The sequence below is a fragment of the Arthrobacter sp. NPDC058192 genome (genome assembly GCF_042883665.1).
GTDB lineage: Bacteria > Actinomycetota > Actinomycetes > Actinomycetales > Micrococcaceae > Arthrobacter.
The window spans coordinates 113,859-140,782 of the sequence record NZ_JBHVVJ010000009.1; the positions used below are offsets into that span (position 1 = coordinate 113,859).

The window sequence follows — 26,924 nt, forward strand, 5'->3', positions numbered from 1 at the left end:
TCGGCCCAATGTCCCTCATCCGCGCGCTCAGCAAGGAACTTCAGGCACGAAGCGACGATTCGTTGCGGGCCTTGTTCTGTGCGCGGCCGGATCTGATTTCTCCGGGGGTCCCGGACTTCGCTGCCCTGGCCGCGCGCGCCAGCGGACGGGTCAGCGTGCAGCGGGCGCTCGAGCGGCTCAACCGTCCGCAGATGCAGGTGCTCGAGACACTGCACCTGTGCACCAACACCGATACGGGACACAGCGCGTCGGCGGCGATGCTGAAGAAGCTGATCAACGGCGCCTCGGTTGCCGCCATCGACCGGCTGCTGCATTCCCTGCAGGAACTGGCGCTCATCCACCGCACCGACCCGCCGCACGGCGCTGCTGCCGGCAGCGGCAAGCAGCGGCATTACCTTCCGGCCGGCAGCCTCAAGGATGTGATTGGCATCTACCCTGCCGGGCTGGGGCGCAGCTACACCGAGCTAGTGCGGCTCCAGCCTGCCTTCGCGCAGCGGGTGGTGCAGCTGGTGGGCGAACTGCACCGGAGCGGGGCGCCCATCCCGGCTGCTACCACCCCCATGGAAGCGGCCCTGGCGCTGCAGCACTGGACGGCAACACCGCAGGCCCTCCAGCACATCCTGGCCACCGCGCCGGAACGGACCACCACACTGCTGGCAAGGTTCGGCAACTGGGCCATGGGCGCCGTTCCCCAGGCACAGCGGCGCGCGTCCGTGCTTCACGAAAGCTCCGACGTCGGCCCCGTGGACTGGTTGCTGGCGCGGGGGCTGCTGGTGCCGCTGGACGCGGCCCACGTTGAACTGCCGCACAGCGTCGGCGTTTCGCTGCGAGGCGGGTTTGTCATTGAGCACTTCTCCCTCCTGCCGCCGGTGCCGCAGCTGGGCCAAACGAGCGCAGGGCTGCGCCGGAACGCCGCGCTGGGGGCCATCGCCGAGACGCTGCGGCTCGTCGGCGAAGTGCTCTACACCGTGCGCGAGCAGCCATTGGCGACCTTGCGCAGCGGAGGTGTCGGGGTCCGGGAGATGAAGCGGCTCGCGGATTCGCTGCGGACCGGCGTCCAGGAGGCCGGGGTCCTCGCGGAGCTGTCCGGCATGGCCGGTCTCCTGCGGCTGGACGTGGACAGTTCCGCCTGGGTGCAGCCGCCGCAGCTGGAGTGGCTGGCGCTCCCGCGGCAGGAACAGTGGCTGTGGCTGGTCAACGCCTGGCTGGCCAGCGAGCGCGCCCCCTCCCTCGTGGGCCAGCCCGTACATACCGCCGCCCCGGGCACGGCGGCCCACCGGGGCGCGGCCGGGAGCACCATCAACGCGCTCTCCGCCGAGGCGCAGCGGCCCGACGCCCCCGTGGTCCGCAAACGGGTCCTGGAAATCCTCCTTGAGCTCACCCTGGAAGCAGCGGCTCCCGACGGGCGGGCGCCCGTCCTCGACGCCGCGGCCGTGCTGGAGCGCGCCGAGTGGGCGCAGCCCCGGATGGCCCGCCGTTTCAGCTCGCTTGTCCGCGGGATCCTGATGGAAGCTGAGATGCTTGGCCTGGTAGGTTCCGGAGCGCTTAGCCAGCTTGGTGCCGCGATCGCCGCCGAACAGCCGGATGAGGCCCTGGGGATCCTGGGCGAACACCTGCCGGCGGCCCTGCAGCACGTGCTGCTGCAGGCGGACCTGACGGCGGTGGCGCCCGGCTATCTTGACCCGGAACTGAGCAACCGGCTCGTCACCATGGCCACGGCCGAGGGGCAGGGGCCTGCAACCATTTACCGCTTCTCCGTCGCCTCGGTCCGCCGGGCCCTCGACGCCGGCCAGGACGCCGCGGGCATGCTGGAGTTCCTGCGCCGGCATTCGGCCACGGCCATCCCGCAGCCCCTGCAGTACCTCATCGAAGACACCGCGGCCCGCCACTCCCGGCTCCGCGTGGGGGCAGCGGCCAGCTTCATCCAGAGCGAAGACGAGACAGCCCTGCTGGATCTGCTCAACGCCCCGGCGGCCTCCGGCCTCGGGCTGGTGCGCATCGCCCCCACCGTTGTCATCTCGCACGCCGCACCCCGGGACACCGCGCAGGTACTCCGAAGCCTGGGCCTCGCCCCCGTTCTGGAGGAGGCAGCCCCCGCCGTTCTTCGGCTGCGCCGCAGCACTCCCATCCCGGTCAGCGGGCGGCCGGTCTACACGGCCCCGCGCACCGCTCCCCCGGCGGCGGATATCGACGCCCAGCTGGTGGTGCTCCGCAGTAACGGGCATCCGGCACCGGGCGCTGCCGGGGCGCACCCCGCTGCGGCGGCCCCGGGCAGCGAGGAGGCGACGCAGCTGGGGCTGGAGACTCTGCTGAAAGCGATCCGCCTCAAGCAACGGGTGGTCATGAACGTCGTGGACAGCATGGGGAATGCCAGCCGCGAGAGCGTTGTTCCGGTAGCAGTGAATGGCGGGCGTGTGCGCGTGTTCGATCCGGACAAGGAAACCGAGCGCGTCCTGTCCATCCACCGGATTATTGATGTAGAAGCCACAGAGGAATTGCTCCAGTGAATGACGGGCCCCTGATCGTCCAGAGTGACAAGACCATCCTGCTGGAGGTCGACCACGAACTCGCAACCGAAGCCCGGCACGCCATCGCGGCGTTCGCCGAGCTGGAACGGGCCCCGGAGCACGTCCACAGCTACCGGCTGACGCCGCTGGGGCTGTGGAATGCCCGGGCGGCCGGGCTGGACGCCGAAAAGGTGCTGGACACCTTGCTCAAGTACTCGCGGTTCCCGGTGCCGCATTCGCTGCTGATCGACGTCGAAGAGACCATGTCCCGGTACGGCCGGCTCCGGCTGGAAAAGGACCCGCAGCACGGCCTGGTCATGCGCACGTCCGACTACCCCGTGCTGGAAGAGGTCAGCCGCGCCAAGAAGATCGCCCCGCTGCTCGGGCCGCGGATCGACGGCGAGACCGTGGTGGTGCATTCCTCCCAGCGCGGCCAGCTCAAGCAACTGCTGCTGAAGATCGGCTGGCCGGCCGAGGATCTGGCCGGGTACGTGGACGGCACACCGCACCCCATCATGCTCAACGAATCGGGCTGGAAGCTGCGGCCCTACCAGCGGCTGGCCACGGAGAACTTCTGGGCCGGCGGCAGCGGCGTCGTCGTACTTCCCTGCGGCGCCGGCAAGACCCTGGTGGGGGCCGCCGCCATGGCCACAAGCTCCACCACCACGCTGATCCTGGTGACCAACACCGTCGCCGCGCGGCAGTGGAAGGACGAGCTCCTCAGGCGCACGTCGCTGACCGAGGAGGAGATCGGCGAATACTCCGGCTCCGTCAAGGAGGTCCGTCCGGTCACGATCGCCACCTACCAGGTCCTGACCACCAAACGCGGGGGGCTGTATCCGCACCTGGAGCTCGTGGACGGCAACGACTGGGGCCTGATCATCTACGACGAGGTCCACCTGCTGCCGGCCCCGATCTTCCGGATGACGGCGGACCTGCAGGCCCGGCGCCGGTTGGGGCTCACGGCCACCCTGGTGCGGGAGGACGGCCGGGAAGGCGAGGTCTTCAGCCTCATTGGCCCGAAACGGTACGACGCGCCGTGGAAGGACATCGAGACCCAGGGCTACATCGCCCCCGCTGACTGCGTGGAGGTCCGGGTGGACCTGCCGCGCGACGAACGGGTGGCCTACGCCATGGCTGAGGATGCCGACAAATACCGGTTGTGCGCCACGTCCGAGACCAAGACCGGGCTGGTGGAGGAACTTGTCGCAGAGCACGCCGGCGAACAGCTGCTGGTGATCGGGCAGTACATCGACCAGCTGGACGAGATCGGCGAGCGCCTGAACGCACCCGTGATCAAGGGTGACACGTCGGTCAAGGAACGCCAGCGGCTCTTCGACGCCTTCCGCGCGGGCGAGGTGCACACCCTTGTGGTGTCGAAGGTGGCCAACTTCTCCATCGACCTGCCCGAGGCGTCGGTGGCAATCCAGGTGTCCGGCTCCTTCGGTTCCCGCCAGGAGGAGGCCCAGCGCCTGGGCCGGCTGCTGCGCCCCAAGAAGGACGGCCGGGCCGCCCGGTTCTACTCCCTGGTGGCGCGGGACACCCTGGACCAGGACTTCGCCGCGAAGCGGCAGCGTTTCCTCGCCGAGCAGGGCTACGCCTACCGGATCATGGACGCCAAGGACGTCGGCCGGGCCTGAGCCCATGCAACACTCAAGTACTGTTCAGAAAACTCCCAGAGTCTGGGAGCATCATGGGAGCATGAAGAAGAATGGTCCCGAAGCCAAGCTGCTCGTCGTCGATGATGAACCGAACATCCGCGAGCTGCTGTCGACATCCCTGCGTTTCGCGGGATTTGAAGTTGTCTCGGCCGGCAATGGGCGCGAGGCACTTGTTGCCGCCGAAGAGCATTCCCCGGACCTGGCTGTCCTTGACGTCATGCTCCCGGACATGGACGGCTTCACCGTCACCCGCCGCCTCCGTGCGGCCGGCAAGCACTTTCCCGTCCTGTTCCTCACGGCCAAGGACGACACCGAGGACAAGGTCACCGGCCTGACCGTGGGCGGCGACGATTACGTCACCAAGCCGTTCAGCCTCGACGAAGTGGTGGCCCGCATCCGGGCGGTGCTCCGGCGCACGCAGCCGCAGGTTGACGACGACGCCGTCATCCGGGTCGATGACCTCCAGCTCGACGACGACGCCCACGAGGTCCGCCGCGGCGGCACCGTGATCGAGTTGTCCCCGACCGAATTCAAGCTCCTGCGCTACCTCATGCTCAATCCGAACCGGGTCCTGTCCAAGGCCCAGATCCTTGATCACGTGTGGGAGTACGACTTCAACGGCGATGCCTCAATCGTGGAGTCCTATATCTCCTATTTGCGCCGCAAGGTCGATATCGATGCCGACGCCCCGGCACTGATCCAGACCAAGCGCGGCGTCGGCTACGTTCTGCGGACCGCCGAGAAGCGCTGACCTTGCTGCACCGCTGGAAGTCGGCCTCGCTGCGCTCACAGCTTGTGGCCATCATGATGGCTCTCATGCTGGTGGCGCTCACGGCCACGGGTGCGGGCACGCTGACCCTGCTGCACAGCTTCCTGCAGGGCCAGGTGGACGACAAGCTCCGGGCCGCCGTCGAGTCCGCGGCCCGGCAGCAGTCCTTCACCCAGCTGCAGGACACCAATCCCAACGTTCCCACCGACTACTCGCTGATGCTCTTCAGCCCTGGCCTGCCGCCCTATACGTTCGGCGGGGACAAGGACTCCCACCCCGCCATAGACACCTTTACCGTGGGCGAGGCCCAGCAACGCCAGCTCGTGCCCTTCCAGGTGCGCGGCTCCGACGGCGGCAACTGGCGGGTCGTGGCGGTCAACGTGGTGGACAACAACCGGCGCAGTGCCGTCGTCGTGATCGGGCTGCCGCTGGATCCGGTCGATTCCGTCATGGAACACGCCGCGCTGGTGGTGGTGGGAGTAGGCCTGCTGACGCTTGTCCTGGCATTCTTCATCGCCACGTGGACCGTCTCCCGGTCCTTCCGGCCGCTGGCCCGGGTGGAGAAGACTGCTGCCGCCATCGCCGCGGGAGACTTGTCCCGCCGTGTCGAGGTGGAAAACCCGGGCACGGAGGTGGGCCGGCTCGGCAGCTCGCTCAATGCCATGCTCGCCCACATTGAAACGGCGTTTGCCGCCCGGATGGCGTCCGAGGCACGAATGCGGCGCTTTGCCGCCGACGCCTCACACGAACTGCGCACCCCACTGGTGACCATCCGCGGGTTCTCCGAGCTCTACCGGCACGGCGCGCTGTCCACACCGGAAGACGTGGCCACCGCGATGGGACGGATCGAAAGCGAAGCCAAGCGGATGGGTGCCATGGTGGAGGACCTGCTGCTGCTGGCAAGGATCGATGAGCAGCGCCCGTTGCAGCAAAAACCTGCCGACCTGCTCCTGCTGGCCCACGATGCCGTGGTGGATACGCAGGCGAGCGACCGCAGCCGCACCATCACCCTGACCGGGCTGGACGGGGCGGCCCCGGCAGCCGCCCCTGTGCTGGGCGACGAAGCCAAGCTCCGCCAGGTGGTGAGCAACCTGGTTGGCAATGCCCTGCGGTACACACCGGAAGGCAGCCCGATCGAAATCGGCGTCGGGGTCCGTAGCGGGCCAGACGGAGCACAGCACTCCGTCATCGAGGTCCGCGACCACGGACCGGGCGTCCCGGATGGGGAGGCGGCCCGGATCTTCGAGCGTTTTTACCGGGCGGACACCTCGCGGACCCGGGAAACCGGAGGCAGCGGACTTGGCTTGGCCATCGTGGCCGCCATCGTCGGCTCGCATTCCGGGTCCGTGCGGGTCGCGACGACCGACGGCGGCGGGGCCACTCTGGTGGTCAGCATCCCTTTCCTGGACGAAGACGCCATCAAACCGTCCGCGGCGGAGTTATCCACATAGCACCCGACGGCGGTGTCCGTCCGGTGGGCTGGCTGCCTACGCTCGGGTGTGTCCGGAAGTTCCGGATGAGGCAGAGGCCGCCGCCGCAGGAATTCACTTCCGGTTCCTCCCTCAGGCTGCCTCCCGACCGTTCGAGAGGGCATAGCCATGAGCATCATCTCCGTCGACACCGAACTCCTCCAGCTGAAGTCCGCCAACGTCAAGGCCACGGTGGAGCGGATCAGCGCCGACGTCCACGCCATGAAGCGAGGGCTGGACGAGCTTCAGGGCAGCTGGCGCGGCTCCGCGGCGACAAACTTCCAGAACCTGGTGGCCGAGTGGACGGTGACCCAGGGCAGGGTGGAGGCCTCGCTGGCCTCGATCAACCTGGCTCTGAATTCCGCCGCGGCCACCTATGCCCAGGCAGAGCTGGGCAACGCGCAGCGCTTCACCTGAGCCGCCAGTGGCGTCTCCGGTGGGATCAGGCCTCGGGTGTGCCCTGATGGAAGCGCAGCCGCCACTGGGACCCTTCCAGGACCCAGAGGGAGCTGCGAAGGGCGGACCCCTTGCGCGTGTGGCTGCGGTAGGTCAGGAGCACGGCCTTCTCCCCCAACCGGTCCGCGCCCAGCAGCTCCAGCTCCGTGCGTCCGCCCGGGTCGTCCTCCAGGGCCATCATCATGGCGTCCCGCGTCCAGATCCGGCCGGAGGTGCCGATTTCCGTGAAGTCCGGGTGGAGCAGAACGCCGGTGCGTCCCAGGTCCGCGCGGGTTTCCGGGCGAAGCAGCTCACGTTCGAGGGACTCGACGACGGCTTCGGGGCTGGCCTCCGCCAGGGTCCCCGCACCGGCAGGCTCTTCCTCGAGTTCGCTGAACAGGTCCGGCTCCTCGAAACGGCGCGGCGCGCCGAAGAGTTCCTGCTGGCCGGCCCCTGCCCGTGGTGGGGCCGCCTGCGGTGAGGCTGCCCGTGGTGGGGCCGCCGGGGGTGTGGTCCGGGGGCCCGCGGCCTCCGGGCGTGCCAGCGGGGCGCTGCGCGGGGATATCGGCACCTCCTGCGCGGCTGCGGGGTCCGCCTGGGGTGCCGGGGCGGCCCCGTTCGCGGTATTCCCATTCCCGAACCCGGGCCCCTGCCGGACCGCCACGCCTTGCTGGTAGGACGTTGCCGCTCCCCGGGCTCGCTCGTCCGCCGCCTCGTTGAGCTCATGTCCGGCATGGCCCCGGACCCACTCGAAGGTGTACTTGCGGCCCACGAGTGCCTGGTCGATCTCCTTGAGGAGGTCCACGTTCAGCACCGGCTTGCCGTCGGCCTTGCGCCAGCCTTTGCGCTTCCACCCCGGCATCCACTTGGTCACGGCGTTGATGACGTATTGGCTGTCGCAGAGAATCAGCAGGTCTTCTCCGGGCACGTGCGCCGTGGCCCGGAACAAGTCGAGCACCGCCATCAATTCGCCCTGGTTATTGGTGCCATGGGGCCATCCGCCGGCCCGCCAGCAGTCGTCATTCACATACCAGGCCCAACCGGCCGGGCCAGGGTTTCCTAAAGCCGAACCGTCGGCCGCTGCTGTAATCGTCACTGATCCATCCTGCCAGACCCTGCCGACGCCCGCCGACGCTCCCTCACCTCCGGCCCCCAAACCACCAACGCTCCCCCACCTCCGGCCCCCAAACCACCAACGCTCCCTCACGTCTCCGTTGTCAAATGAGAGAGCATCCCAGCGATCACCACCACACCCGCGGGAGCGTCCACCAAACCACCACCACACCCGCGGGAGCGTCCACCAAACCACCGCCACACCTGCGGGAGCGTCGGGGGTGGGTCGGCTGGGTTTAACGACGACGGCGGCCCCACCCGAAGGTGGGACCGCCGTTGCTGAACTGCGTGTGCCGGCTGGCGGGGGTGGTTAGAAACCGCCCATGCCGCCCATGCCGCCCATGTCGTCGCCGCCGCCCATCGGGGCGCCAGCCTTCTCGGGCTTGTCGGCCACAACGGCCTCGGTGGTGAGGAACAGGCCGGCGATGGAAGCCGCGTTCTGCAGGGCAGAGCGGGTTACCTTGACCGGGTCGTTGACGCCGGCGGCCAGCAGGTCGACGTACTCGCCGGTTGCGGCGTTGAGGCCGTGGCCTGCGGGCAGGCCGCGGACCTTGTCCACCACGACGCCGGGCTCGAGGCCGGCGTTGAAGGCGATCTGCTTCAGCGGGGCGTCGATGGCAACGCGGACGATGTTCGCACCCGTTGCTTCGTCACCGGCGAGCTGCAGGTTCGCGAAGGCCTTGGCTCCGGCCTGGATCAGGGCCACGCCACCGCCGGCGACGATGCCCTCTTCAACAGCAGCCTTGGCGTTGCGGACGGCGTCCTCAATGCGGTGCTTGCGTTCCTTGAGCTCGACCTCGGTGGCGGCACCGGCCTTGATGACTGCAACGCCGCCGGCCAGCTTGGCCAGGCGCTCCTGCAGCTTCTCGCGGTCGTAGTCGGAATCGGAGTTCTCGATCTCGGCGCGGATCTGGGAAACGCGGCCGGCGATCTGGTCGGCGTCGCCTGCACCCTCAACGATGGTGGTCTCGTCCTTGGTGACAACAACCTTGCGGGCCTTGCCGAGGAGTTCGAGTCCGGCGGTCTCGAGCTTGAGGCCGACTTCCTCGGAGATGACCTGGCCACCGGTGAGGATGGCGATGTCGGCCAGCTGCGCCTTGCGGCGGTCGCCGAAGCCCGGAGCCTTGACGGCAACGGACTTGAAGGTGCCGCGGATCTTGTTGACGATCAGGGTGGCCAGAGCCTCGCCCTCGATGTCTTCGGCAATGATCAGCAGCGGCTTGTTGGACTGCATGACCTTTTCCAGGACAGCAACCAGTTCCTTGACGTTGGAGATCTTGGAGTTGACGATCAGGATGTACGGATCCTCAAGGACCGTTTCCTGGCGCTCGGTGTCGGTGACGAAGTAGGCCGAGATGTAGCCCTTGTCGAAGCGCATGCCTTCGGTCAGTTCCAGTTCGAGGCCGAACGTGTTCGACTCCTCGACGGTGATGACGCCTTCCTTGCCGACCTTGTCGAGCGCTTCGGCGATCAGGGCGCCGATCTCGTTGTCGCCGGCGGAGATGGACGCGGTGGCGGCGATCTCTTCCTTGGTCTCGATTTCCTTGGCGGAGGCCAGGAGCTCGGCGGTGACGGCTTCAACAGCCTTCTCGATGCCGCGCTTGAGGGACAACGGGTCTGCGCCGGCCGCGACGTTGCGCAGGCCTTCCTTGACCAGGGCCTGTGCCAGCACGGTCGCCGTGGTGGTGCCGTCGCCTGCGACGTCATCCGTCTTCTTGGCAACTTCCTTGACCAGCTCGGCGCCGATCTTCTCGTAGGGATCGTCCAGCTCGATCTCCTTGGCGATGGAAACACCATCGTTGGTGATCGTGGGGGCGCCCCACTTCTTTTCGAGGACGACGTTGCGTCCCCGCGGGCCGAGGGTGACCTTGACGGCGTCGGCGAGGATGTTCAGGCCCCGCTCAAGACCGCGGCGTGCCTCTTCATCAAATGCAATGATCTTGGCCATAACGGCAGTAGTCCTTTCGGGACAGTCGTTAAGAATGAACCTTCGCTGTGGTGCCCGCGACGGACGATCCCTACCCGGCGGCCTCTGTATGCCGCTGGGTCCGGGATCTCACCCCAGCAAGGTGTTTCTTTAACTCCTGCTCCGGCCGCCTCACTCCGCGGCCGGGCGGGCCGGGCGGCGTGTTAGCAGTCGGTGCGCTGGAGTGCTAAGTCAATAATTAGCACTCCCCCGGGTAGAGTGCAAGCAGTGTCCGGCCATAACCGGAAGCCGGACGGGGCCGCTACGCTACGAGCGATCAGCGGGAACTAGTGCTGCTGGTGGCGGTTTCCGTGCCGGTCATCGTGGCCAGGTTGTCCGCGCCGTAGCTGTAGACCACGTAATTCGCCTCGGTGATGTCGCCATGGGCATCAAAGTTGATCCGCCCAGACCGGCCGTCGTAATCCGGACGCTGACCGGCCCGGAGCGCCTCGACGCAGTCCTTGTAGCTCGTGCACACCTTCGTCGCGGCCTGGCTGGCGGCCTGCCCGCCGGGGCCACCCGCGGCGGCGGCTCCGCCCGAGACGGCGACCAGGTTCGCCGCGATGGAAGTGCCGGCGTCGTCTTCCGCCGCGGCGGCTGCGAGCGCGGCGAGGATGACGGCGTCGTACGTCTCGGCGGCGAACACCATGTCCTTCAGTCCGGGATCGACGCCAACGAGGTCCGCCTGGAATGCGGCGGAGGGGAACACACCGGGCAGGATCGCCCGGGTGCCGTCCAGCGCCTGCGTGCCCAACCCGGAGCCGTACCGGCTCACTGCTCCGTCGCTGAGGATGAGTTTCTTGCCGGCAAGGCCGGCGTTGTTTAGTTCGGCGATGGCACCCTGCGCACCTTCGCGGGCCACCAGGACGACGGCGTCCGGATTCGCGGCCTTCACGGCCTCGACAGCCTGTTGCTCCTGCCCCGGCGTGAACTTCGCATCGGCCACGGCGTCCAGTCCGGACTGTTTGGCCGCGTCGGCGACAGCGGCCCCGAGCTCCTTGCCGTAACCGCCTTCCTCATGCAGCACCGCCACGGTCTTGGCGCCGGCGTCCTTGGCCAGCTTGGCAAGGACTGACGCCTGGGCGATGTCGGACGCAGCGGTGCGGAAATAGTAGCCGTTGCTCTTGTAGTTGCTGAGCGCGGCGGCAGTGTTGGCCGGCGAGATGACCGCGACCTTGGCGTTGGCCAAGACGTCGATGGCGGCGGGGGCGCGGCTGGAATCGGTGGGGCCGATCACGGCATCGGCCTTAGCGGCCGCGAGGTCCCGGGCCTGGGCGGCGGTGTCCGTGCTGATGGTTTCCGGCAGCAGCTCAACGGGTTTACCCTTGTGGCCGCCCGCTGCGTTGATGTCCTGAACGGCAAGCTTGGCCGCGGCGAGCTGGGGAGCGTTGAGGAAGTTCTGCGGCCCCGTGTTGTCCAAGATCAGGCCGATGCGCAGTGTGCCGTCGCCGCTAGCCTCAGCACTGGATACGCGGGCGCTGCCCCCCGGTCCCAGGCAGCCCGTCAGGGCGAGGGCGGCGGCTGTTGCTGCGGCGAGGGCACGGCCCGGCGGAAGGGCCCTGGTACGGCGCAGGTCAGTTTTCCCTGGGGCATTTGTGCTGGCAGGCAGTTGTGTGTTGGCAGGCAGTGCCACTAGGCGGGCCGGACGCTTTCAGCCTGCGGGCCTTTTTCGCCCTCACCGACTTCCAGCTCCACTCTCTGGCCCTCGTCCAGGGCGCGGTAGCCTTCCCCGACGATCGCAGACCAGTGCACGAAGACGTCGTTTTCCGAACCGTCCACGGTGATGAAGCCATAGCCTTTTTCGGCGTTGAACCATTTGACGGTTCCCAGTGCCATGGTGTCCACACTTTCAGCTAGCGTTGCGTGCGGCCCGCGTCGCTGCGGGCCGCGGACTGCGAAGAGAAATCCGCAGCTACTCTACCCACAGCGTCTCCCAAGAGGGCCCGGCGCAGGCAGTGCCGCCGGTGAATAGTTATTGAGGCGTAACCGGAACGGACTACTGGAAGCCCGGGCCGATCACGACGACGAGGGGCAGGTTGAAGTCCGCGGACTCCACGAGCGTATCGATTCCCAGAAGCGCTCCGAGGGCTTCCGCGTTGTCCTTCTGGGCTGCGCTGCTGTAGAAGATCACCGATGTTTGCTGCGGTGCGCCGCTCCAGTTATCCGTCTGGCCAACCGTCCAGCCGGCTGATCTGACGGTGCCGCCGACCCTCGTGGCCAAGCCGGCCGTGGTGGTTCCGTTGTAGATGGTGACCGGCTGCGTCTTGTCCACAGCGGCGGCAGCGGCGTCGGGCGTGGCCGGCGCCTCCGGCGCGGTGCTGGCCGGCGCCGGGCTGGTCGCTGCGGGGCTGACGGGCGCAGTGGCGGGGGCCGCGCTGCTTGGCGCCGGGCTGGAGCTCGTGGCGGACGGGGTGGCGGAGGCGCTGCTTCCATCCGTCAGGGCCGCGGCCTGGCCTGCGGAAAATCCGAGTTTCGGCAGGATGAGGAAAGCCACGAGGCCGATGGCCAGCGCCAGGCAGCCCGCCGTCAAGATGGGCACCAGGCTCCGGCGGCGCGCTTCGGCGACGGCCCGGTGCACACCCTGCCGGGTGGAGGTCTCCGGGACCCGATCAAATTCATCCCGAGCGTATTTGGTCATGGTAAGACGACGTCCTTGCTGATTTCAGACGGGCGCCCGAGGCCCGGAAGCGGGCGCAACAGGACTTGGATATCCGGTGGCGCGTGACGCGACCTTACGAATCTGTTCCCAGTCGACGGGCGGTGCGGGCACGTTGGCGTGATGTACGTAGTCTACGCAATCTCTTGACCAGCATGGGATCGTGGGCCAGGGCTTCCTCAGTATCGATGAGGGCATTGAGGATCTGGTAGTAGTGCGTGGCGGACAGGTCGAACAACTCGCGGATGGCTTGTTCCTTGGCCCCGGCGTACTTCCACCACTGCCGCTCCAAGGCAAGCATTTGCTGATCACGCGCGCTCAGCGGCGATTCCTCCGACCCGGCGCCCAGGCTGGCGCCGCGGGCTGAACCGCCGGCAGATTCCGCTGCAGCCACGTGCTCTTGTGCTGTTTCGGCCACGACACTCTCCCTGGCTGGATCCGTAAAAAGTCAACCCCTACATGTTACGGCCGAATAACAGGGTTGTCATTCGGGTGGGCGCCCGACGGGTGCCGGCCCCCGGGAGAAAGTGCACAGGAACCTGGGGAAGAATGGGGCCTGTGTTTGATTCTTCTGCCCTGTTTGAGCTTGGTCCCGCGGACGCCGGCCCCACCTTCGCGGACCTGGCCGCCCGGCCGCTTACCGAACTGGTCGCGCCGGACTGGGCCAAGGCACTGGCGCCGGTGGAGGCCGAGCTGCGGAACATCCTCAACTTCCTCGCCAGCGAGGAAGGCGCCGGGAAGGAGGTGCTGCCGGCGCCGTCGAACCTCCTGCGGGCCTTCCGGCAGCCGCTGGCAGGCGTCCGCGTCCTGATCGTGGGCCAGGACCCCTACCCGACGCCGGGGCATGCCGTGGGCCTGTCCTTTGCCGTGGACGGTTCCACCCGGCCTATCCCCCGGAGCCTCGCGAACATCTACAAGGAACTGCAGGCCGATCTCGGGATCCCCGCACGCATCCACGGTGACCTCGGCCCTTGGACGGACCAGGGGGTGCTGCTGCTGAACAGGGTTCTGAGCGTCCGGGCCGGAGCGGCGGGTTCGCACCGGAACAAAGGCTGGGAGGCCGTAACGGCCGCTGCCATCAAGGCAGTAGCAGAGAGGACGTCCACGGACGGGGCGGATCCGGCTCCCCTGGTGGTGATCCTGTGGGGGAAGGACGCCGAATCGGTCCGCCCGCTGCTCGGGTCCGTTGCTGTGATCACCAGCGCCCACCCCAGTCCCCTCTCAGCCTCCCGGGGCTTCTTCGGGTCACGGCCGTTCAGCCGCACCAACTCCCTGCTGCAGGAGCAGGGAGTTGGTGCGGTGGACTGGGAACTGCCGCCGCTGCCGTAATCAGGCCTCCCGGCCGGTGCCCGGGAGAGGTTCTTGGCTAGGCTTAGCCCATGACTTCAGTTCCCGCCACCACCACCGCCACCCGGAACTCGCGTCCCCAGACCGACCTGACGGTCCTCCGCAGGGAACAGCTCTCCCCGCACATGGTCCGGATCGTCGCGGGCGGCCCTGGCTTCGCCGGGTATGTCAACAACGACTACGCAGACCGGTACGTCAAGATCGCGTTTCCCCAGCCCGGCATCGACTACCCGGAACCGCTGGACCTGTGGGCCGTGCGGGAATCCATGCCCCGCAGTCAATGGCCCTACACCCGGACTTACACCGTCCGCTGGGTGGATATGGCGGCTCAGGAACTCGCCATCGACTTTGTGATCCACGGCGACGAGGGCCTCGCCGGCCCCTGGGCAGCCTCTGCCCGGCCCGGCGACCGCCTGACCTTTACGGGTCCGGGCGGCGGCTACACCCCGGACCCGGGCGCGGACTGGTACCTGTTCGCCGGTGACGAGTCCGCGCTGCCGGCCATTGGCGCGGCCATCGAATCCCTGCCGCAGGATGCCCGCGGCCTCGCCCTGATCGAGGTCGACAGCGACGCCGACGTTCAGCCCATCTCCGCGCCCGCCGGCGTCGAACTGCGCTGGCTGCTCCGCCGCGGCGTCCCGGCCGGTGACAGCGGGCTGCTGGTCAATGCCGTGCGCGACGCCGAGTGGCCGGAGGGCCGGGTACAGGTCTTTGCCCACGGCGAGCGGGGCTACATGAAGGGCCTGCGGGATGTCTTCTACGTGCAGAGGGGGCTGGAGCGCTCCCAGGTGTCCCTCTCCGGCTACTGGGCGAAGGGCCGCGTGGAGGACGACTTCCAGGCGGAGAAGAAGCTTCCCATCGGCAAGATATAACGCCACGAGGCCTACCGGCGGCGGGCCCGCCGGAGCTCGTTGCTCGCTAGGCTCCGGGTCAGGGGCCGCGCCAAGGTGTCACCGAGCACGACGCCGCCGGCGACGCCCAGCACGATCGCCCCGGCGTTGAGCATGCCGGCGGCCCCGATGAGAATCTCGGTTTCCTCGATGGTCAACACATACATGGACCGGAATATGGCCAGGCCGGGAAGCAGGACCAAGGACGCGGGGACCGCCACAACGAGCTGCGGCGCACCCATCCGGAGGGCCACCACCCGGGCCAGAAGACCGATCACCACCGCGGCGAGCGCCGGAGCGAACCGGGACCCGAGGCCGAATGCATCGCAGGCAATCAGGACCAGATAGCCCACCACGCCGACGGCCGCCGTCGGAAGCAGCAGCTTCGAACTCGTCTGTTCAGTAATACCGATCATGATCACCGCAACGGCGGTCAGAATGACGACGACCCATAAGTCATACGCCGGCGGGAATGTTTTCGTGACGTCTATTGGCTCCGAACCGGTCAGCTGCCCCACCACAAACCCCACGGCGATGCCGGCCACCACCGCCCCGAAGGTCAGCAGGGTGGACAGGAAGCGGCCGGCCGCCGTGACCGGGAAGCCGTTGATGGCATCCTGCACCGAGGACACGAGGCGCCCGGTGGGCAGGAGCAGCAGGATGCCGCCGACCACCACGATCGCTGGGGCAATCTGCACCCCCAGCGGGGTCCCAAAACGCCAGAGCAGGAGGGCGATGATCGTCACCAGGAACGAACACGCAGCGGTGATGAAGAAGTCTGGCGTTCGCCAGCGGCCGAGCCGGCGGGCCAGCAGGCTCACGAGCATGTTGGAGACGAACGCGACCATGGAAGCGCCCACCCCGCCGCCCAGGACGCCGACAAAGACGGCGGCGAACACGCCGAAGGCCACGGTGACCATCCAGCGGGGGAAGGGCTTGGCGCTGCGCGTGATGTCCTCGAGGCGGCGCACGGCTTCCTCGCGGCCGACGCCGCCGGCCACGATATCCGTGACCAGCTGGTGCACCTGCGCGAGGCCCGCGTAGTTGTTGGTCCAGGACCGCACAACGCGCAGCAGGGTGATGGGCGTCTGGTCCTTCGGGGCATAGTTGAGGGCCACCGACTGGTTGGTGATGTCAACCTCGATGTTCTTGAGCCCGAGCGCTGCGGTGATCGCGATGATGCTGGTCTCCACCTCGAGGGCACCGGCCCCGTACCGGAACATGGATTCAGCGAGCTTTAGGGCGAAGTCGATGGTCTTGCGGGCGGACGCGTCCACCCCGCCGACCTGGATCATCGGGTTGGCGTAGGGGCTGCCCACCAGCCGGTCGACGATGCTCAGCGGCGCTGTCGGCGGGTTTTCTCCTTGCACCAGGCGGCGCAACATGCGCTTGGCGGCGGCGTTCTGCCGCACCTGCATCGGGGACATGGGTTCGGTCCGGGGCAGGCCGTCCGCACGCGGGCTGCGGCGGCGGTCGGGTTCGGTGTTCATTCCGGCCTCCTCACTGTCTTCGCCTGTCCTTGCGACGGCCTAGTAGAACTGCTGGCCCGTGCGCCGGGTGTAGAGCTGGCGTGCCACGCGCTCCCCCGCCGTCATCCAGGCCTTGTATTTCAACGGGTTCAGCACCTGGTCGTAGCAGCCGACGAAGTCGGTCACGGTCTTGCTGAAGCTCGTCTTGAACAGACCCAGCCCGTGGAACGGGTTGGACGTGTCCTTGAGCTTGTCGCTCGGTGGCGTGCCGCAAAAGTCGTATTCGGTGCAGCCGAGGTCTTTGAGCTGGTTGATGGCCGTCCACTGCACCAGGTGCGAGTCGCCGTACTGGCCCCGCTTCTGCAGTGAACCGCCGTCCTTGTACGTTCCCTTGCGGCCGTAGTTGATCACGAAGGCGCCAACCGAGGGCACCCCGTTCTCATACACGAAGAGCAGCCGGCCCTGGTCCCTTTTCAGGAAGTTGGTCCAGAACTGACGGTAGTACTCATACTCACGCACCCGGACCTGGGATTTGGCCTCCACGGTGGTGGTCATGAGGGCGTACATGGCCCGGAAGTTTTCTTCCGTCGGATCGACGTTGTGGACTTCCACGGCTTCACGGATGGCACGGCGCACGGCGTTGCGGCCGCGGGAGTGGAGGTTGCGCAGCAGCTGGTTTTCCTCCGGCTCAATGTCCAGGAGCGCCGTGGAGTCGTTGGGCTGCAGGTTGTGGGTCTTGACCAGCCCTGCCCCTTCGAGGACCTGCCGGGCGTCGTCCGAGAGCACGATGTCGGGTTCAATCTTGATGGCGAAGACGCCAAGCCTGGCTTTCCTGACGAAGTCCGCGTTCGCAGCGGTGATGCCGGGGATGTCCTCGACGGAGGCTACGTCAGGTCCCTTGATCAGGTACCAGAGCTTGCCCAGGACCGGGAAGGACTTTTCCAGAGCGAGGTTGTAGCTGGTGTAATCGGCCGTCTCGTACACGAGGTGCAGGGGCTTCCAGCCAAAGTGCTGCTTGACCTCGGCGAAGGCCTCCGACTGCAGGAGATTGCCGCCGTTGGGGTTCGCGGTGACGTGGGCATCCCAATTGGCAATCTCTTCGGCTGAGGCAAAGCGGGCAGTGAATTCACGCAAGGGTGCGGCATCCAATCATTGCGGTACGAGCTTCGGCGGCATGCGGGCATGCAGCCCCAAGTCTATCGGTCCGCACCCTGCCGCCCGTCCGGGCCGGGCCGTTACGCTGGTCTCATGCAGGCTCAGCAACAACCCGCGGAACGCCGTCCGGGAGCGCGGCGCAGCCACGCAGGTGGCACCGGCGCCGGGTCCCAGGCGGTCGCGCTGGTGCTGTTCCTCGCCGCGTCCGCGCTCGTCGCGGCGCTCGGCGGACTGGCCACCGCCCGACACGTCAACGGCTGGTACGCCGCCGCCGACACGGCGCCGTGGTCCCCGCCCAACTGGGTCTTCGGCCCGGTCTGGACCTTCCTGTACGTTGCGATGGCCGTCGCGGCATGGCTGGTCTGGCGCAGCCGCGCCGCGGGGTCCCGGGCGGCCCTCACCGCCTATGGCGTGCAGTTGGCACTGAATCTGCTGTGGACCCCGGTGTTCTTCGCCCTGTACCCGGTGCTGGGAACGCCGGCGCTGTGGATCGCCTTCGGAATCATCCTGGCGCTGGCCGTGGCGGTGGCCTGGACCGTGGTGCTCTTCGGGCCCATCAGCCGGACGGCGGGTCTGCTGATGCTGCCCTACCTGTCCTGGGTGGTGTTTGCGTCCTCGCTGAATCTTTGGGCGGCGCTGAACAACTAACCCCCAGCGGTCCCCGTCAGTGCCCTAGCACTCCACCACGTTAACCGCGAGGCCGCCCATCGCTGTTTCCTTGTACTTCGAGCTCATGTCCTTGCCGGTCTCGCGCATCGTCACGATGACCTCGTCCAGCGATACCCGGTGCGAGCCGTCGCCCCACAGTGCCATTTTCGCCGCGTTGATCGCCTTCGCCGCGGCGATGGCGTTGCGTTCGATGCACGGGACCTGGACGAGCCCGCCGATCGGGTCGCAGGTCAGGCCAAGGTTGTGTTCCATCGCGATTTCCGCGGCGTTCTCGACCTGCGCCGGTGTGCCGCCCATGACTTCGGCCAGGCCGGCGGCTGCCATCGACGACGCCGAGCCCACCTCGCCCTGGCAGCCGACCTCCGCGCCGGAGATCGACGCCTGCTCCTTGTACAGCACCCCAATGGCGCCGGCGGTCAGCAGGAACTTCACGATCGTCTCGTCGCGGTCGGCCTGGGTTGCCTTGTCCATGCCCGGCGCGAAGTGCAGGGCGTAATAGAGCACGGCCGGGATGATGCCGGCGGCGCCGTTCGTGGGGGCGGTGACCACGCGGCCGCCGGAGGCGTTTTCCTCGTTCACGGCGAGCGCGATCAGGTTGACCCATTCCTGCCAGTACTTCGGGTCCCGGTAGTCCGGACCGTGGTCACGGCCTTCCTTCAGCAGGCGCTCATGCCAGTCGGGAGCACGACGTCGGACCTTCAGTCCGCCGGGCAGCAGACCCTCGCGCTTCAGGCTGACCTCGACGCAGCCTTCCATCACCGAGTAGATGTGCAGGAGGCCTGTCCGGATCTCTTCTTCCGTGCGGGAGGCGCGTTCGTTGACCATCATGATCTCGCCGATCGAGAGTCCCTTGGACTGGCAGTGGCCCAGCAGTTCAGCGGCCGTGCGGAATGGCAGGGGAAGTTCCTTCTTCGACTCGGCCAGTTCTTTCAGGGCCGCGTCTTCCTCGCCGTCCCGGACAATGAAGCCGCCGCCGACGGAGAAGAATGTGGCGCTGTGGAGCGTCTCGCCATCGGCGTTCGAGACCGTGAACGTCATCCCGTTGGTGTGCCGGGGCAGGATGGTCAACGGCCGCAGGACCATGTCCTGGACCCCGTACGGCAGGGGAACAGCGCCGGCCAGGTGCAGGGTGCCGGTTTCGGCGATCGCGGCCAGCCGCTCCTCCACCTCCGCCGGCAGGATCAGCTCCGGGTGGAAACCCTCCAGGCCGAGCAGGATGGCCGTCATGGTGCCGTGGCCGTGGCCCGTGGCGGCCAGGGAGCCATACAGGTCCACGCGCAGGGAGGCCACTTCGGCCAGCTGCCCGGACGCTTTGAGTTCTTCGGCGAACACGGCGGCAGCGCGCATGGGGCCAACCGTGTGCGAGCTGGATGGCCCTATTCCGATGGAAAAGAGATCGAAGACTCCAACAGCCATAATCAATCCTAACTAGACATGTGGTCAGGCGAGGAGGAAACCGGACATCCTCTGCATGCTCGGTCGCGAAGACGCCCGCTGAGCGGACGTGACGCTCCCTTGGACGCATGCTGCCGGATGCCCGGCCCCCTCCCCGGAGCGGTCAGCTGAGCGGTGCAACTGACGGGTAGAGCGGGTGGGCGGCGGCGAGGGCCTCCACCCGGGCGCGCAGGCCGGTCAGGTCGGCATCGGCGTCGGCTGTCAGGGCCTCGGCGATGATGTCGGCAACCTCGGCGAAGGCCGCTTCGCCGAAGCCGCGGGTGGCCAGCGCCGGGGTACCGATGCGCAGGCCGGAGGTGACCATCGGCGGGCGCGGGTCGAACGGGACGGCGTTGCGGTTGACGGTGATGTCGATCGCCGCGAGGCGGTCCTCGGCTTCCTGGCCGTTGAGCTCGCAGTTGCGTAGATCCACCAGGACCAGGTGCACGTCAGTGCCGCCGGAGATCACGGAGATCCCCTTCGCCGTGACGTCCGGCTGGACCAGACGGTCCGCGAGGATCCGGGCGCCGGCCAAGACCCGTTCCTGGCGTTCCTTGAACTCCGGGGAGGCGGCGATCTTGAAGGCCACGGCCTTCCCGGCGATGACGTGCTCCAGCGGCCCGCCCTGCTGGCCGGGGAACACTGCCGAGTTGATCTTCTTCGCGACGTCCGCATCATTGCTCAGGATGATGCCGCCGCGCGGACCGGCGAGGGTCTTGTGCGTGGTGGACGTGGTGACGTGGGCGTGCGGGACCGGGCTCGGGTGCAGGCCGGCCGCCACGAGGCCGGCGAAGTGGGCCATGTCCACCATGAGGTAGGCACCCACGGAATCGGCGATCCGGCGGAACTCGGCGAAGTCGAGCTGGCGGGCGTACGCGGACCAGCCGGCCACGATGAGCTGCGGCTTGTGTTCCCGGGCCAGGCGCTCCACCTCGGCCATGTCGATTCGGTGGTCATCCTCGCGGACCTGGTACGGGATGACGTTGTAGAGCCTGCCGGAGAAGTTGATCTTCATGCCGTGCGTCAGGTGCCCGCCGTGGGCCAGGTTCAGGCCCATGATGGTGTCGCCCGGACGTATGAGGGCGTGCATCACGGAGGCGTTGGCCTGTGCGCCGGAGTGCGGCTGGACGTTCGCGTACTCGGCGCCGAACAGGGCCTTGACCCGGTCGATCGCCAGCTGCTCGATCACATCGACGTGCTCGCAGCCGCCGTAGTAGCGCTTGCCCGGGTACCCCTCGGCGTACTTGTTGGTCAGCACGGAGCCCTGCGCCTGCATGACGGCCCGCGCGGTGTGGTTCTCGGAGGCGATCATCTCCAGGCCGTCACGCTGGCGGACGAGCTCGGCGTCGATCCTCGCCGCGATCTCCGGATCCAGAGCGGACAGGTCCGCGTCCAGGCTCGGGGAAGCGACCTGCGCGAAGCCGACTGCCTCTGTGCCTGCGGCAGCTGCGCCGCTCACAGTTCGCCGCCGTTCTTGGAGGCGTACTCCTGGGCCGAGAGCAGCGGGCCGTCCGATTCGGCGGCCACCTTGAAGAGCCAGCCCGCGCCGTACGGGTCGCTGTTAATCAGGGCCGGGTCATCGACGACGGCGGGGTTGATCTCCGTGACCTCGCCTGTCACCGGGGAGTACAGGTCTGAAACGGACTTGGTCGATTCGACTTCGCCGCAGGTCTCCCCCGCGGTCACCGCGGCGCCAACCTCGGGCAGGTCCACGTAGACGATGTCGCCCAGGGCGTCGGTGGCGACGGCGGAGATGCCGATGGAAACAACGTTCCCGGCTTCCCGCGCAACCCACTCGTGCTCGTCGGAGTACTGCAGTTCAGGGGCAACTTTTGCCATGTGTTTTTCCTTTGCTCGTGAAACTCGTGGGCTTGAAACTCGTGGGCAAAATCATTTGTGGCTGGCTTACGCGGCGGGACGCGCCATCTTCCGCGTGCTCGGTCGCGAAGGCGCCCGCTGGGCGGACGCGACGCTCCCCACCGCCTCCCTAGCCTCGCAAGCTCGGCCAGGGAACCCTGACGGTGTGGGCCTCCCTTAGACGCACGCTTCCAGATGCCCCGCTCCCCCCGCTATCGGCGAGTTCCGTTTTGAGGGCCGACAGTTTTCGGTGAAACCCCAGTTCGTCGGAAGAAACCGTGGCCGTTGATATCTTCTAGAGCCGCCCCTCGGTAGGCGGTCCTCTCTCCAGCACCTTTGGCGTTCCAAGGCGCCCCCAATGGCGCTTGGAACGGGAGGTGAGTGGAAGCCTAGGTGAGCTGCAGGGCCCCATCGGGCCCGACATCCGGCAGCATGCGTCTAAGGGAGCGTCACGTCCGCTCAGCGGGCGTCTTCGCGACCGAGCATGCAGAGGATGTCGGGCCCGACGGGCTAACGCAACCACAGTCGCGCAGCCTCCCGGACCCGCTGGGCTACTTTTGGCGCTTGTAGAACGGCAGTGCCACCACTTCGAAGGGTTCCGTCTTGCCGCGGAGGTCGATGTCCAGGGCGGTGCCGGGTTCGGTGAACTCGACGTCGACGTATGCCATGGCCACCGGGTAGCCCAGGCTCGGGCTGGGCTGGCCCGAGGTGACTTCGCCGACGGTGTTGCCGTCCTTGAGGACCGGGTAGTGGCCGCGGCCGGCGCGGCGTCCGAGGCCCTTGAGGCCCACGAGCCTGCGGCCCGTAGTGGTGCCGGCGCCGGCTTCCTTCTTGGCGGCCAGGGCGGCCTTGCCGATGAAGTCGCCTTCCTTGGACAGCGCGACGACGGGGCCCAGGCCGGCGGCGAACGGGTCGCCTTCGAGGGAGAGTTCGTTGCCGTAGAGCGGCATGCCGGCCTCGAGGCGGAGCGAATCGCGGGAGGCGAGCCCGGCAGGGGTCAGTTCACCGTCCTCGGCCACGGCGATGAGCGCCTGCCAGAGGGCGACGGCGTCGTCGTTGTTCACGAAGATCTCGAAGCCGTCCTCACCGGTGTAGCCGGTGCGGGCCAGCAGGAGGTCCTGGCTGGCGCCGCCGACCAGGAACGGGACCTCAACGGCGGCGTAGTACAACAGGTCCGTGACGAGCTCGTGCTGCGCTGCCGGGACCAGGCGGAGCAGGATGGATTCGGCCTTGGGGCCCTGCACTGCGATCAGCGACGTCTCGGCGGAGGCGTCCTGCACCGTGACGTCGAATCCGCCTTCTTGGGCAGAACCAGCCCGCTCGGCGAGGGCCGCAGCTACCACCTTGGCGTTGCCCGCGTTCGGGACCACGAGGAACTTCTCGTCATCGCGGCGGTAGGTGATGAGGTCGTCGATGATGCCGCCGTCCTCGTTGCAGATCAGCGAGTACTTGGCCTTGCCCACGGCCATCGCCGAGATCTTGCCCACCAGGGCGTGATCCAGGAAGGCTGCGGCGTCCGGGCCGGTGACCCAGACTTCGCCCATGTGGGAGAGGTCGAACAGGCCCGCGGACTTGCGGACCGCGTGGTGTTCGGCGAGTTCGGAGCTGTATTTCAGCGGCATCTGCCAGCCGCCGAAGTCAGTGAACGAGGCGCCGAGCTTCCTGTGCTCTTCGTAAAGTGCCGTGTAGTTCTCAGTCATCAGAAATCCTTAGTTCTCGAACTCGGAAAGGGGCGGGCACGAGCAGATCAGGTTGCGGTCGCCGGCGGCGCCGTCGATCCGGCCGACCGGCGGGAAGTACTTGTCCTGCTTGAGCGTGTGGACCGGGAAGACGGCCTGCTCGCGCGGGTACTGGCGGGTCCAGTCGGTGCTGATCACGGCGGCGGCAGTGTGCGGGGCGTTGCGCAGCGGGCTGTCCTGCACGGTGAAATCGCCGTGGGCCACCTGGTCGATCTCGGCCCGGATGGCGACCATGGCCGTGATGAAACGGTCGATCTCGCCCAGGTCCTCGGATTCGGTGGGCTCCACCATCAGGGTGCCGGCCACCGGGAATGCGAGCGTGGGGGCGTGGAAGCCGTAGTCGATCAGGCGCTTGGCCACGTCTTCGGCGGTCACGCCGGTCTTGGCCGTGAGTTCTCGCAGGTCCAGGATGCACTCGTGGGCCACGAGGCCGCCCTCGCCGGTGTAGAGCACCGGGAAGGAGTCGTTCAGGCGCGCCGCGATGTAGTTCGCCGCGAGGAGCGCCGACTTGGTGGCCTCGGTGAGGCCCTGGCCGCCCATGAGCTTCACGTAGGCCCATGAGATCGGCAGGACGCCGGCCGAGCCGTAGCGGGAAGCGGAGATCGGGGTGCCGTCGGCGCCGTTGGCCGGGGCTGCCTTGTTGTTGGCATCGCCGGGCATGAACGGTGCCAGATGCGCCTTGGCCGCGACCGGGCCGACGCCGGGACCGCCGCCGCCATGCGGGATGCAGAAGGTCTTGTGCAGGTTCAGGTGCGAGACGTCGCCGCCGAACATGCCGGGCTGGGCCAGCCCCACCAGGGCGTTGAGGTTGGCGCCGTCGATGTAGACCTGGCCGCCGGCGGCGTGGATGGCGTCGCAGACCTCTCGGACGTCGGCGTCGTAGACCCCGTGCGTGGAGGGGTAGGTGATCATGATGCAGGACAGCGCGTCCTTGTGGACCTCGATCTTGGCGGTGAGGTCGGCGTGGTCGATCGTGCCGTCGGACGCTGTGGCCACCACAACCACCTTCATGCCGGCCAGCACGGCCGAGGCGGCGTTGGTGCCGTGCGCGGAGGCCGGGATCAGGCAGATATTGCGCTGCTCGTCACCCCGGGAGAGGTGGTAGCCGCGGATCGCCAGCAGGCCGGCGAGCTCGCCCTGGGAGCCGGCGTTGGGCTGGATGGAGACCTGGTCGTAGCCGGTGATCTCGGTCAGCTGGGCCTCGAGGTCCTCGATCAGTTCGCGCCAGCCGGCGGTCTGGGATTCGGGGGCGAAGGGGTGGATGGAGGCGAACTCCGGCCAGGAGATGGCTTCCATCTCGGCCGTGGCGTTCAGCTTCATGGTGCAGGAGCCCAGCGGGATCATGGTGCGGTCCAGGGCGAGGTCGCGGTCCGAAAGCCGGCGGATGTAGCGCAGCAGCTGGGTTTCGGAGCGGTGGGTGTGGAACACGGGGTGCTGGAGGTAGTCGGAGGTGCGCTCGACCGCGGCGTCCACGCCGAAGCCGGAGCTCTCACCTGCAACGCTCGCGCCGAAGGCGGCAACGACGTCGGCGACGATGCCCGCCGTCGTCGCCTCATCGGCCGAGATGCCGACCGTGTCGGCATTGATGGCCCGCAGGTTGATGCCCTTGGCATCGGCGGCGGCGATGATGTCCGCTGCCTTGCCCGGCACGGAGACCATGACGGTGTCGAAGAAGGAGGTGTGCAGCACGTCCAGACCGGCGGCCTTCAGGGACGCGGCGATCGTGCGGGCGTGCCCGTGCACGGTCTGGGCAATCGCCTTCAGCCCATCCGGGCCGTGGTAGACGGCGTAGAAGGACGCCACGATGGCCAGCAGCGCCTGGGCGGTGCAGATGTTGGAGGTGGCCTTCTCGCGGCGGATGTGCTGCTCGCGGGTCTGCAGGGCCAGACGGTAGGCGGGAACGCCGGCGTTGTCCTTGGAGACGCCTACCAGGCGGCCGGGCATGGAGCGTTCGAGGCCCTTCTGGACGGCCATGTAGGCGGCGTGCGGGCCGCCGAAGAACAGCGGCACGCCGAAACGCTGGGCGGAGCCGACAGCGATGTCCGCGCCCTGCTCGCCCGGGGGCGTGATGAGGGTCAGGGAGAGGAGGTCGGCGGCGACCGTGACGAGCGCGCCGCGTTCCTTGGCCTCCGCGATCACGGCGCTGTGGTCGAACACACGGCCGGAAACACCGGGCTGCTGCAGGACGACGCCGTTGATATCGCCGTCGGGCAGTCCCTTGGAGAGGTCCGCGACCTCGACCTCGAAGCCGAGGGCCTCGGCCCGGCCCTGAACGATCGCGATGGTCTGGGGCAGGCAGTCGGCGTCGAGGACGGTCTTGCCGTCGTGCGCCGTCTTGTTCTTGTTGGCCCGGCGCATCATCAGCACGGCCTCGGCGACGGCGGTGGCTTCGTCCAGCAGCGAGGCGTTGGCGATCGGCAGGCCGACCAGGTCCTGCACCATGGTCTGGAAGTTCAGCAGCGCCTCGAGCCGGCCCTGGGAGATTTCCGGCTGGTAGGGCGTGTACGCGGTGTACCAGGCCGGGGCTTCAAGGATGTTGCGGCGGATTACGGGCGGGGTGAGGGTGTCATAGTAGCCCTGCCCGATCATCTGCACAGCCGTCTTGTTCTTGGCGGCCAGCCTGCGGAGTTCGGCGAGGACCTCCACCTCGCTCAGGGCCGCGGTGAGCGCAAGGTCGGAGTCCTGGCGGATGTCTTTCGGAACGGCCGTGTCCACCAGGGCGTCGACGGTGTCGTAGCCGACAGCCTGCAGCATGGCGTCGACGTCGGACTGGCGCCGGGCGCCGATGTGCCGGTCAACGAAGGACGTGGAGGCTGGGGTAACAGTCACAAGGAACTCCATAACTCAGGCGGCGCAGGGTACGCCACATTGATTCGGGTTCCTCCCCGCTCTGTATTGGACCTGAGAGTTTCCGCGTCGCCCCAGCTGTGGGGTTCCGCTTGCACCGTCGGTGAGCACAGCATGTCAGCGGACAGCCTGCTACTTTCCAGAGGTTCCTTGCCGCGGCGGTACGTGGGCCTGAGAGATTCCTGGGGAGGATTTGCTCCTACGGCGCCTGCTTGTACCTACTTGCAGGACTCTCCCGCCGCAGATCAAAGGCATATTCAGTTGCGGTGACTACAGTCACAGCTTCCATTGTCCTATGCCGTGCCCGCGTCCGCAAACCGCGACCGGGGACCGCGGGGCGCTTCTCGGGTCGGGTCCGTCAGCCGCGGAGGCGTTCGACGGCGGCCAGCAGGCCTTCGACGTCCGCGTCGATGTCCGCGGGCGGCCCGGCGGGACCGCGGCCCAGCATGGCGTTGAAGTACAGGCCGTCCCCCATATACAGCACGGCCTTCGCCATGGCGGGGCCGACGTCGGCCGCCAGCAGTTCCAGCCAGCTCGCCTGGCCGGCGGCGATACGGCGCAGGGTTTCCTCGTGCGCCACTTCCGCGAGCCGGGTGGCCGCCACGAAAACCCGGTCCATGGGCGTGCCTGCCCAGACGGAGGATTTGATGAAGTACGCCGCCGCTCCTTCCGGGGCCGCGGCCATCGCGGCAACATCGGCGGCCAGGTGCCGGTCCAGCCGTTCCAGCAGGACGGCGATCATGGCTTCCTTGGTCGGGAAGTGGTAAAGCAGGCCACCCTTGGAGACGCCGGCCCGCCGCGCGACGGCATCCAGCGTCGCGGCGCGCTCCCCCACTTCAATCAGCAGGGATTCGAAGGCATCGAGGACGGCCTCGCGGGCCACGGGTTTCCTGGGCATGCCTCCCATCATGCCTGTCTGCCAGAACATTTCTTAACTGTAC

22 protein-coding genes and 1 riboswitch are annotated in these 26,924 nt (G+C 67.8%); of the genes, 8 read left to right on the forward strand and 14 right to left on the reverse strand.

Going from position 1 to position 26,924, the window contains the following annotated elements:
* Positions 1-8: 8 nt before the first annotated feature.
* The 5 genes from ACFVVK_RS10970 (at position 9) to ACFVVK_RS10990 (ending at position 6,823) form a co-directional block, all read left to right on the forward strand.
* Positions 9-2,507 (forward strand): helicase-associated domain-containing protein, encoded by a 2,499-nt coding sequence (locus tag ACFVVK_RS10970; RefSeq protein WP_390266448.1) that lies wholly within the window; start codon positions 9-11, stop codon positions 2,505-2,507.
* Positions 2,504-4,147, forward strand: coding sequence for a DNA repair helicase XPB (locus ACFVVK_RS10975; RefSeq protein WP_390266449.1), 1,644 nt, complete (start codon positions 2,504-2,506; stop codon positions 4,145-4,147). Before ACFVVK_RS10970 ends, ACFVVK_RS10975 begins: the two co-directional genes overlap by 4 nt.
* Positions 4,148-4,208: 61 nt before the next feature.
* Positions 4,209-4,919, forward strand: coding sequence for a response regulator transcription factor (locus ACFVVK_RS10980; protein ID WP_390266450.1), 711 nt, complete (start codon positions 4,209-4,211; stop codon positions 4,917-4,919).
* Positions 4,920-4,921: 2 nt separating this feature from the next.
* Entirely contained in the window at positions 4,922-6,388 is a 1,467-nt protein-coding gene (locus ACFVVK_RS10985; RefSeq protein ID WP_390266451.1) for an ATP-binding protein, read from the forward strand.
* 147 nt (positions 6,389-6,535) lie between these two features.
* Complete coding sequence (locus ACFVVK_RS10990) at positions 6,536-6,823, forward strand: WXG100 family type VII secretion target (protein WP_390266452.1); 288 nt, start codon at positions 6,536-6,538, stop codon at positions 6,821-6,823.
* Positions 6,824-6,848: 25 nt separating this feature from the next.
* On the opposite strand, the gene ACFVVK_RS10995 is transcribed toward ACFVVK_RS10990, so the two are convergent.
* The 6 genes from ACFVVK_RS10995 to ACFVVK_RS11020 form a co-directional block, all read right to left on the reverse strand.
* Entirely contained in the window at positions 6,849-7,937 is a 1,089-nt protein-coding gene (locus tag ACFVVK_RS10995) for an RNase H family protein (protein WP_390266453.1), read from the reverse strand.
* A gap of 327 nt (positions 7,938-8,264) precedes the next feature.
* Positions 8,265-9,902 (reverse strand): chaperonin GroEL, encoded by a 1,638-nt coding sequence (gene groL / locus ACFVVK_RS11000; RefSeq protein ID WP_390266454.1) that lies wholly within the window; start codon positions 9,900-9,902, stop codon positions 8,265-8,267.
* Between the two features lie 295 nt (positions 9,903-10,197).
* A complete protein-coding gene (locus ACFVVK_RS11005) occupies positions 10,198-11,493 on the reverse strand; it encodes an ABC transporter substrate-binding protein (RefSeq protein WP_390266522.1) in 1,296 nt (431 codons plus the stop codon).
* Between the two features lie 59 nt (positions 11,494-11,552).
* Positions 11,553-11,756, reverse strand: a complete 204-nt coding sequence (locus tag ACFVVK_RS11010; RefSeq protein WP_026266832.1) for a cold-shock protein — start codon at positions 11,754-11,756, stop codon at positions 11,553-11,555.
* A 160-nt stretch (positions 11,757-11,916) separates the two neighbouring features.
* Positions 11,917-12,558, reverse strand: a complete 642-nt coding sequence (locus ACFVVK_RS11015) for a LytR C-terminal domain-containing protein (RefSeq protein ID WP_390266455.1) — start codon at positions 12,556-12,558, stop codon at positions 11,917-11,919.
* A 94-nt stretch (positions 12,559-12,652) separates the two neighbouring features.
* Positions 12,653-12,994, reverse strand: a complete 342-nt coding sequence (locus ACFVVK_RS11020) for a DUF3263 domain-containing protein (RefSeq protein ID WP_390266456.1) — start codon at positions 12,992-12,994, stop codon at positions 12,653-12,655.
* Between the two features lie 131 nt (positions 12,995-13,125).
* Here ACFVVK_RS11020 and ACFVVK_RS11025 point away from each other — a divergent pair, with 131 nt between their 5' ends.
* Both ACFVVK_RS11025 and ACFVVK_RS11030 read left to right on the forward strand, forming a co-directional pair.
* On the forward strand, positions 13,126-13,905 hold the full coding sequence (locus ACFVVK_RS11025) for a uracil-DNA glycosylase (RefSeq protein ID WP_390266457.1): 780 nt from the start codon (positions 13,126-13,128) through the stop codon (positions 13,903-13,905).
* Positions 13,906-13,955: 50 nt separating this feature from the next.
* Positions 13,956-14,795: a siderophore-interacting protein gene (locus ACFVVK_RS11030; protein WP_390266458.1), complete on the forward strand. Its 840-nt coding sequence runs from the start codon at positions 13,956-13,958 to the stop codon at positions 14,793-14,795.
* Positions 14,796-14,806: 11 nt separating this feature from the next.
* On the opposite strand, the gene ACFVVK_RS11035 is transcribed toward ACFVVK_RS11030, so the two are convergent.
* Together ACFVVK_RS11035 and ACFVVK_RS11040 are read right to left on the reverse strand one after the other, a co-directional pair.
* Positions 14,807-16,303 carry a threonine/serine exporter ThrE family protein gene (locus tag ACFVVK_RS11035; RefSeq protein ID WP_390266459.1) on the reverse strand — a complete coding sequence of 499 codons (1,497 nt, stop codon included), beginning with the start codon at positions 16,301-16,303 and terminating at the stop codon, positions 14,807-14,809.
* 39 nt (positions 16,304-16,342) lie between these two features.
* Positions 16,343-17,416 (reverse strand): lipid II:glycine glycyltransferase FemX, encoded by a 1,074-nt coding sequence (locus ACFVVK_RS11040; protein ID WP_390266460.1) that lies wholly within the window; start codon positions 17,414-17,416, stop codon positions 16,343-16,345.
* Positions 17,417-17,530: 114 nt separating this feature from the next.
* On the opposite strand from ACFVVK_RS11040, the gene ACFVVK_RS11045 reads away from it, so the two are divergent.
* Positions 17,531-18,085 carry a TspO/MBR family protein gene (locus ACFVVK_RS11045; RefSeq protein ID WP_390266461.1) on the forward strand — a complete coding sequence of 185 codons (555 nt, stop codon included), beginning with the start codon at positions 17,531-17,533 and terminating at the stop codon, positions 18,083-18,085.
* 24 nt (positions 18,086-18,109) lie between these two features.
* Here the strand turns inward: ACFVVK_RS11045 and ACFVVK_RS11050 are convergent, their stop codons facing one another.
* The 6 genes from ACFVVK_RS11050 to ACFVVK_RS11075 all read right to left on the reverse strand — a co-directional run bounded on the left by ACFVVK_RS11050 (position 18,110) and on the right by ACFVVK_RS11075 (position 26,881).
* Positions 18,110-19,522 carry an L-serine ammonia-lyase gene (locus ACFVVK_RS11050; protein WP_390266462.1) on the reverse strand — a complete coding sequence of 471 codons (1,413 nt, stop codon included), beginning with the start codon at positions 19,520-19,522 and terminating at the stop codon, positions 18,110-18,112.
* 142 nt (positions 19,523-19,664) lie between these two features.
* On the reverse strand, positions 19,665-20,999 hold the full coding sequence (gene glyA, locus ACFVVK_RS11055) for a serine hydroxymethyltransferase (protein ID WP_390266463.1): 1,335 nt from the start codon (positions 20,997-20,999) through the stop codon (positions 19,665-19,667).
* The gene (gene gcvH, locus ACFVVK_RS11060) at positions 20,996-21,379 is read right to left on the reverse strand and encodes a glycine cleavage system protein GcvH (RefSeq protein WP_390266464.1); all 384 of its coding nucleotides are present in this window, start codon (positions 21,377-21,379) and stop codon (positions 20,996-20,998) included. The genes glyA and gcvH overlap by 4 nt, the downstream gene beginning before the upstream one ends.
* Positions 21,380-21,948: 569 nt before the next feature.
* Positions 21,949-23,097, reverse strand: coding sequence for a glycine cleavage system aminomethyltransferase GcvT (gene gcvT / locus ACFVVK_RS11065; protein WP_390266465.1), 1,149 nt, complete (start codon positions 23,095-23,097; stop codon positions 21,949-21,951).
* A 9-nt stretch (positions 23,098-23,106) separates the two neighbouring features.
* Positions 23,107-25,977 carry an aminomethyl-transferring glycine dehydrogenase gene (gene gcvP, locus ACFVVK_RS11070; protein ID WP_390266466.1) on the reverse strand — a complete coding sequence of 957 codons (2,871 nt, stop codon included), beginning with the start codon at positions 25,975-25,977 and terminating at the stop codon, positions 23,107-23,109.
* A 155-nt stretch (positions 25,978-26,132) separates the two neighbouring features.
* Positions 26,133-26,231, reverse strand: a riboswitch (glycine riboswitch).
* 110 nt (positions 26,232-26,341) lie between these two features.
* Entirely contained in the window at positions 26,342-26,881 is a 540-nt protein-coding gene (locus ACFVVK_RS11075; protein WP_390266523.1) for a TetR/AcrR family transcriptional regulator, read from the reverse strand.
* Positions 26,882-26,924 lie beyond the last annotated feature (43 nt).

Coding starts and splice junctions, on each gene's coding strand:
- gcvP (WP_390266466.1), bottom strand. CDS start 25,977: ATGGAGTTCCTTGTGACTGTTACCCCAGCCTCCACGTCCTTCGTTGAC.
- ACFVVK_RS10970 (WP_390266448.1), top strand. CDS start 9: ATGTCCCTCATCCGCGCGCTCAGCAAGGAACTTCAGGCACGAAGCGAC.
- ACFVVK_RS11015 (WP_390266455.1), bottom strand. CDS start 12,558: ATGACCAAATACGCTCGGGATGAATTTGATCGGGTCCCGGAGACCTCC.
- ACFVVK_RS11050 (WP_390266462.1), bottom strand. CDS start 19,522: ATGGCTGTTGGAGTCTTCGATCTCTTTTCCATCGGAATAGGGCCATCC.
- ACFVVK_RS11010 (WP_026266832.1), bottom strand. CDS start 11,756: ATGGCACTGGGAACCGTCAAATGGTTCAACGCCGAAAAAGGCTATGGC.
- groL (WP_390266454.1), bottom strand. CDS start 9,902: ATGGCCAAGATCATTGCATTTGATGAAGAGGCACGCCGCGGTCTTGAG.
- ACFVVK_RS11035 (WP_390266459.1), bottom strand. CDS start 16,303: ATGAACACCGAACCCGACCGCCGCCGCAGCCCGCGTGCGGACGGCCTG.
- ACFVVK_RS10990 (WP_390266452.1), top strand. CDS start 6,536: ATGAGCATCATCTCCGTCGACACCGAACTCCTCCAGCTGAAGTCCGCC.
- ACFVVK_RS11030 (WP_390266458.1), top strand. CDS start 13,956: ATGACTTCAGTTCCCGCCACCACCACCGCCACCCGGAACTCGCGTCCC.
- ACFVVK_RS11025 (WP_390266457.1), top strand. CDS start 13,126: ATGGGGCCTGTGTTTGATTCTTCTGCCCTGTTTGAGCTTGGTCCCGCG.
- gcvT (WP_390266465.1), bottom strand. CDS start 23,097: ATGACTGAGAACTACACGGCACTTTACGAAGAGCACAGGAAGCTCGGC.
- gcvH (WP_390266464.1), bottom strand. CDS start 21,379: ATGGCAAAAGTTGCCCCTGAACTGCAGTACTCCGACGAGCACGAGTGG.
- ACFVVK_RS11075 (WP_390266523.1), bottom strand. CDS start 26,881: ATGCCCAGGAAACCCGTGGCCCGCGAGGCCGTCCTCGATGCCTTCGAA.
- ACFVVK_RS10980 (WP_390266450.1), top strand. CDS start 4,209: ATGAAGAAGAATGGTCCCGAAGCCAAGCTGCTCGTCGTCGATGATGAA.
- ACFVVK_RS11045 (WP_390266461.1), top strand. CDS start 17,531: ATGCAGGCTCAGCAACAACCCGCGGAACGCCGTCCGGGAGCGCGGCGC.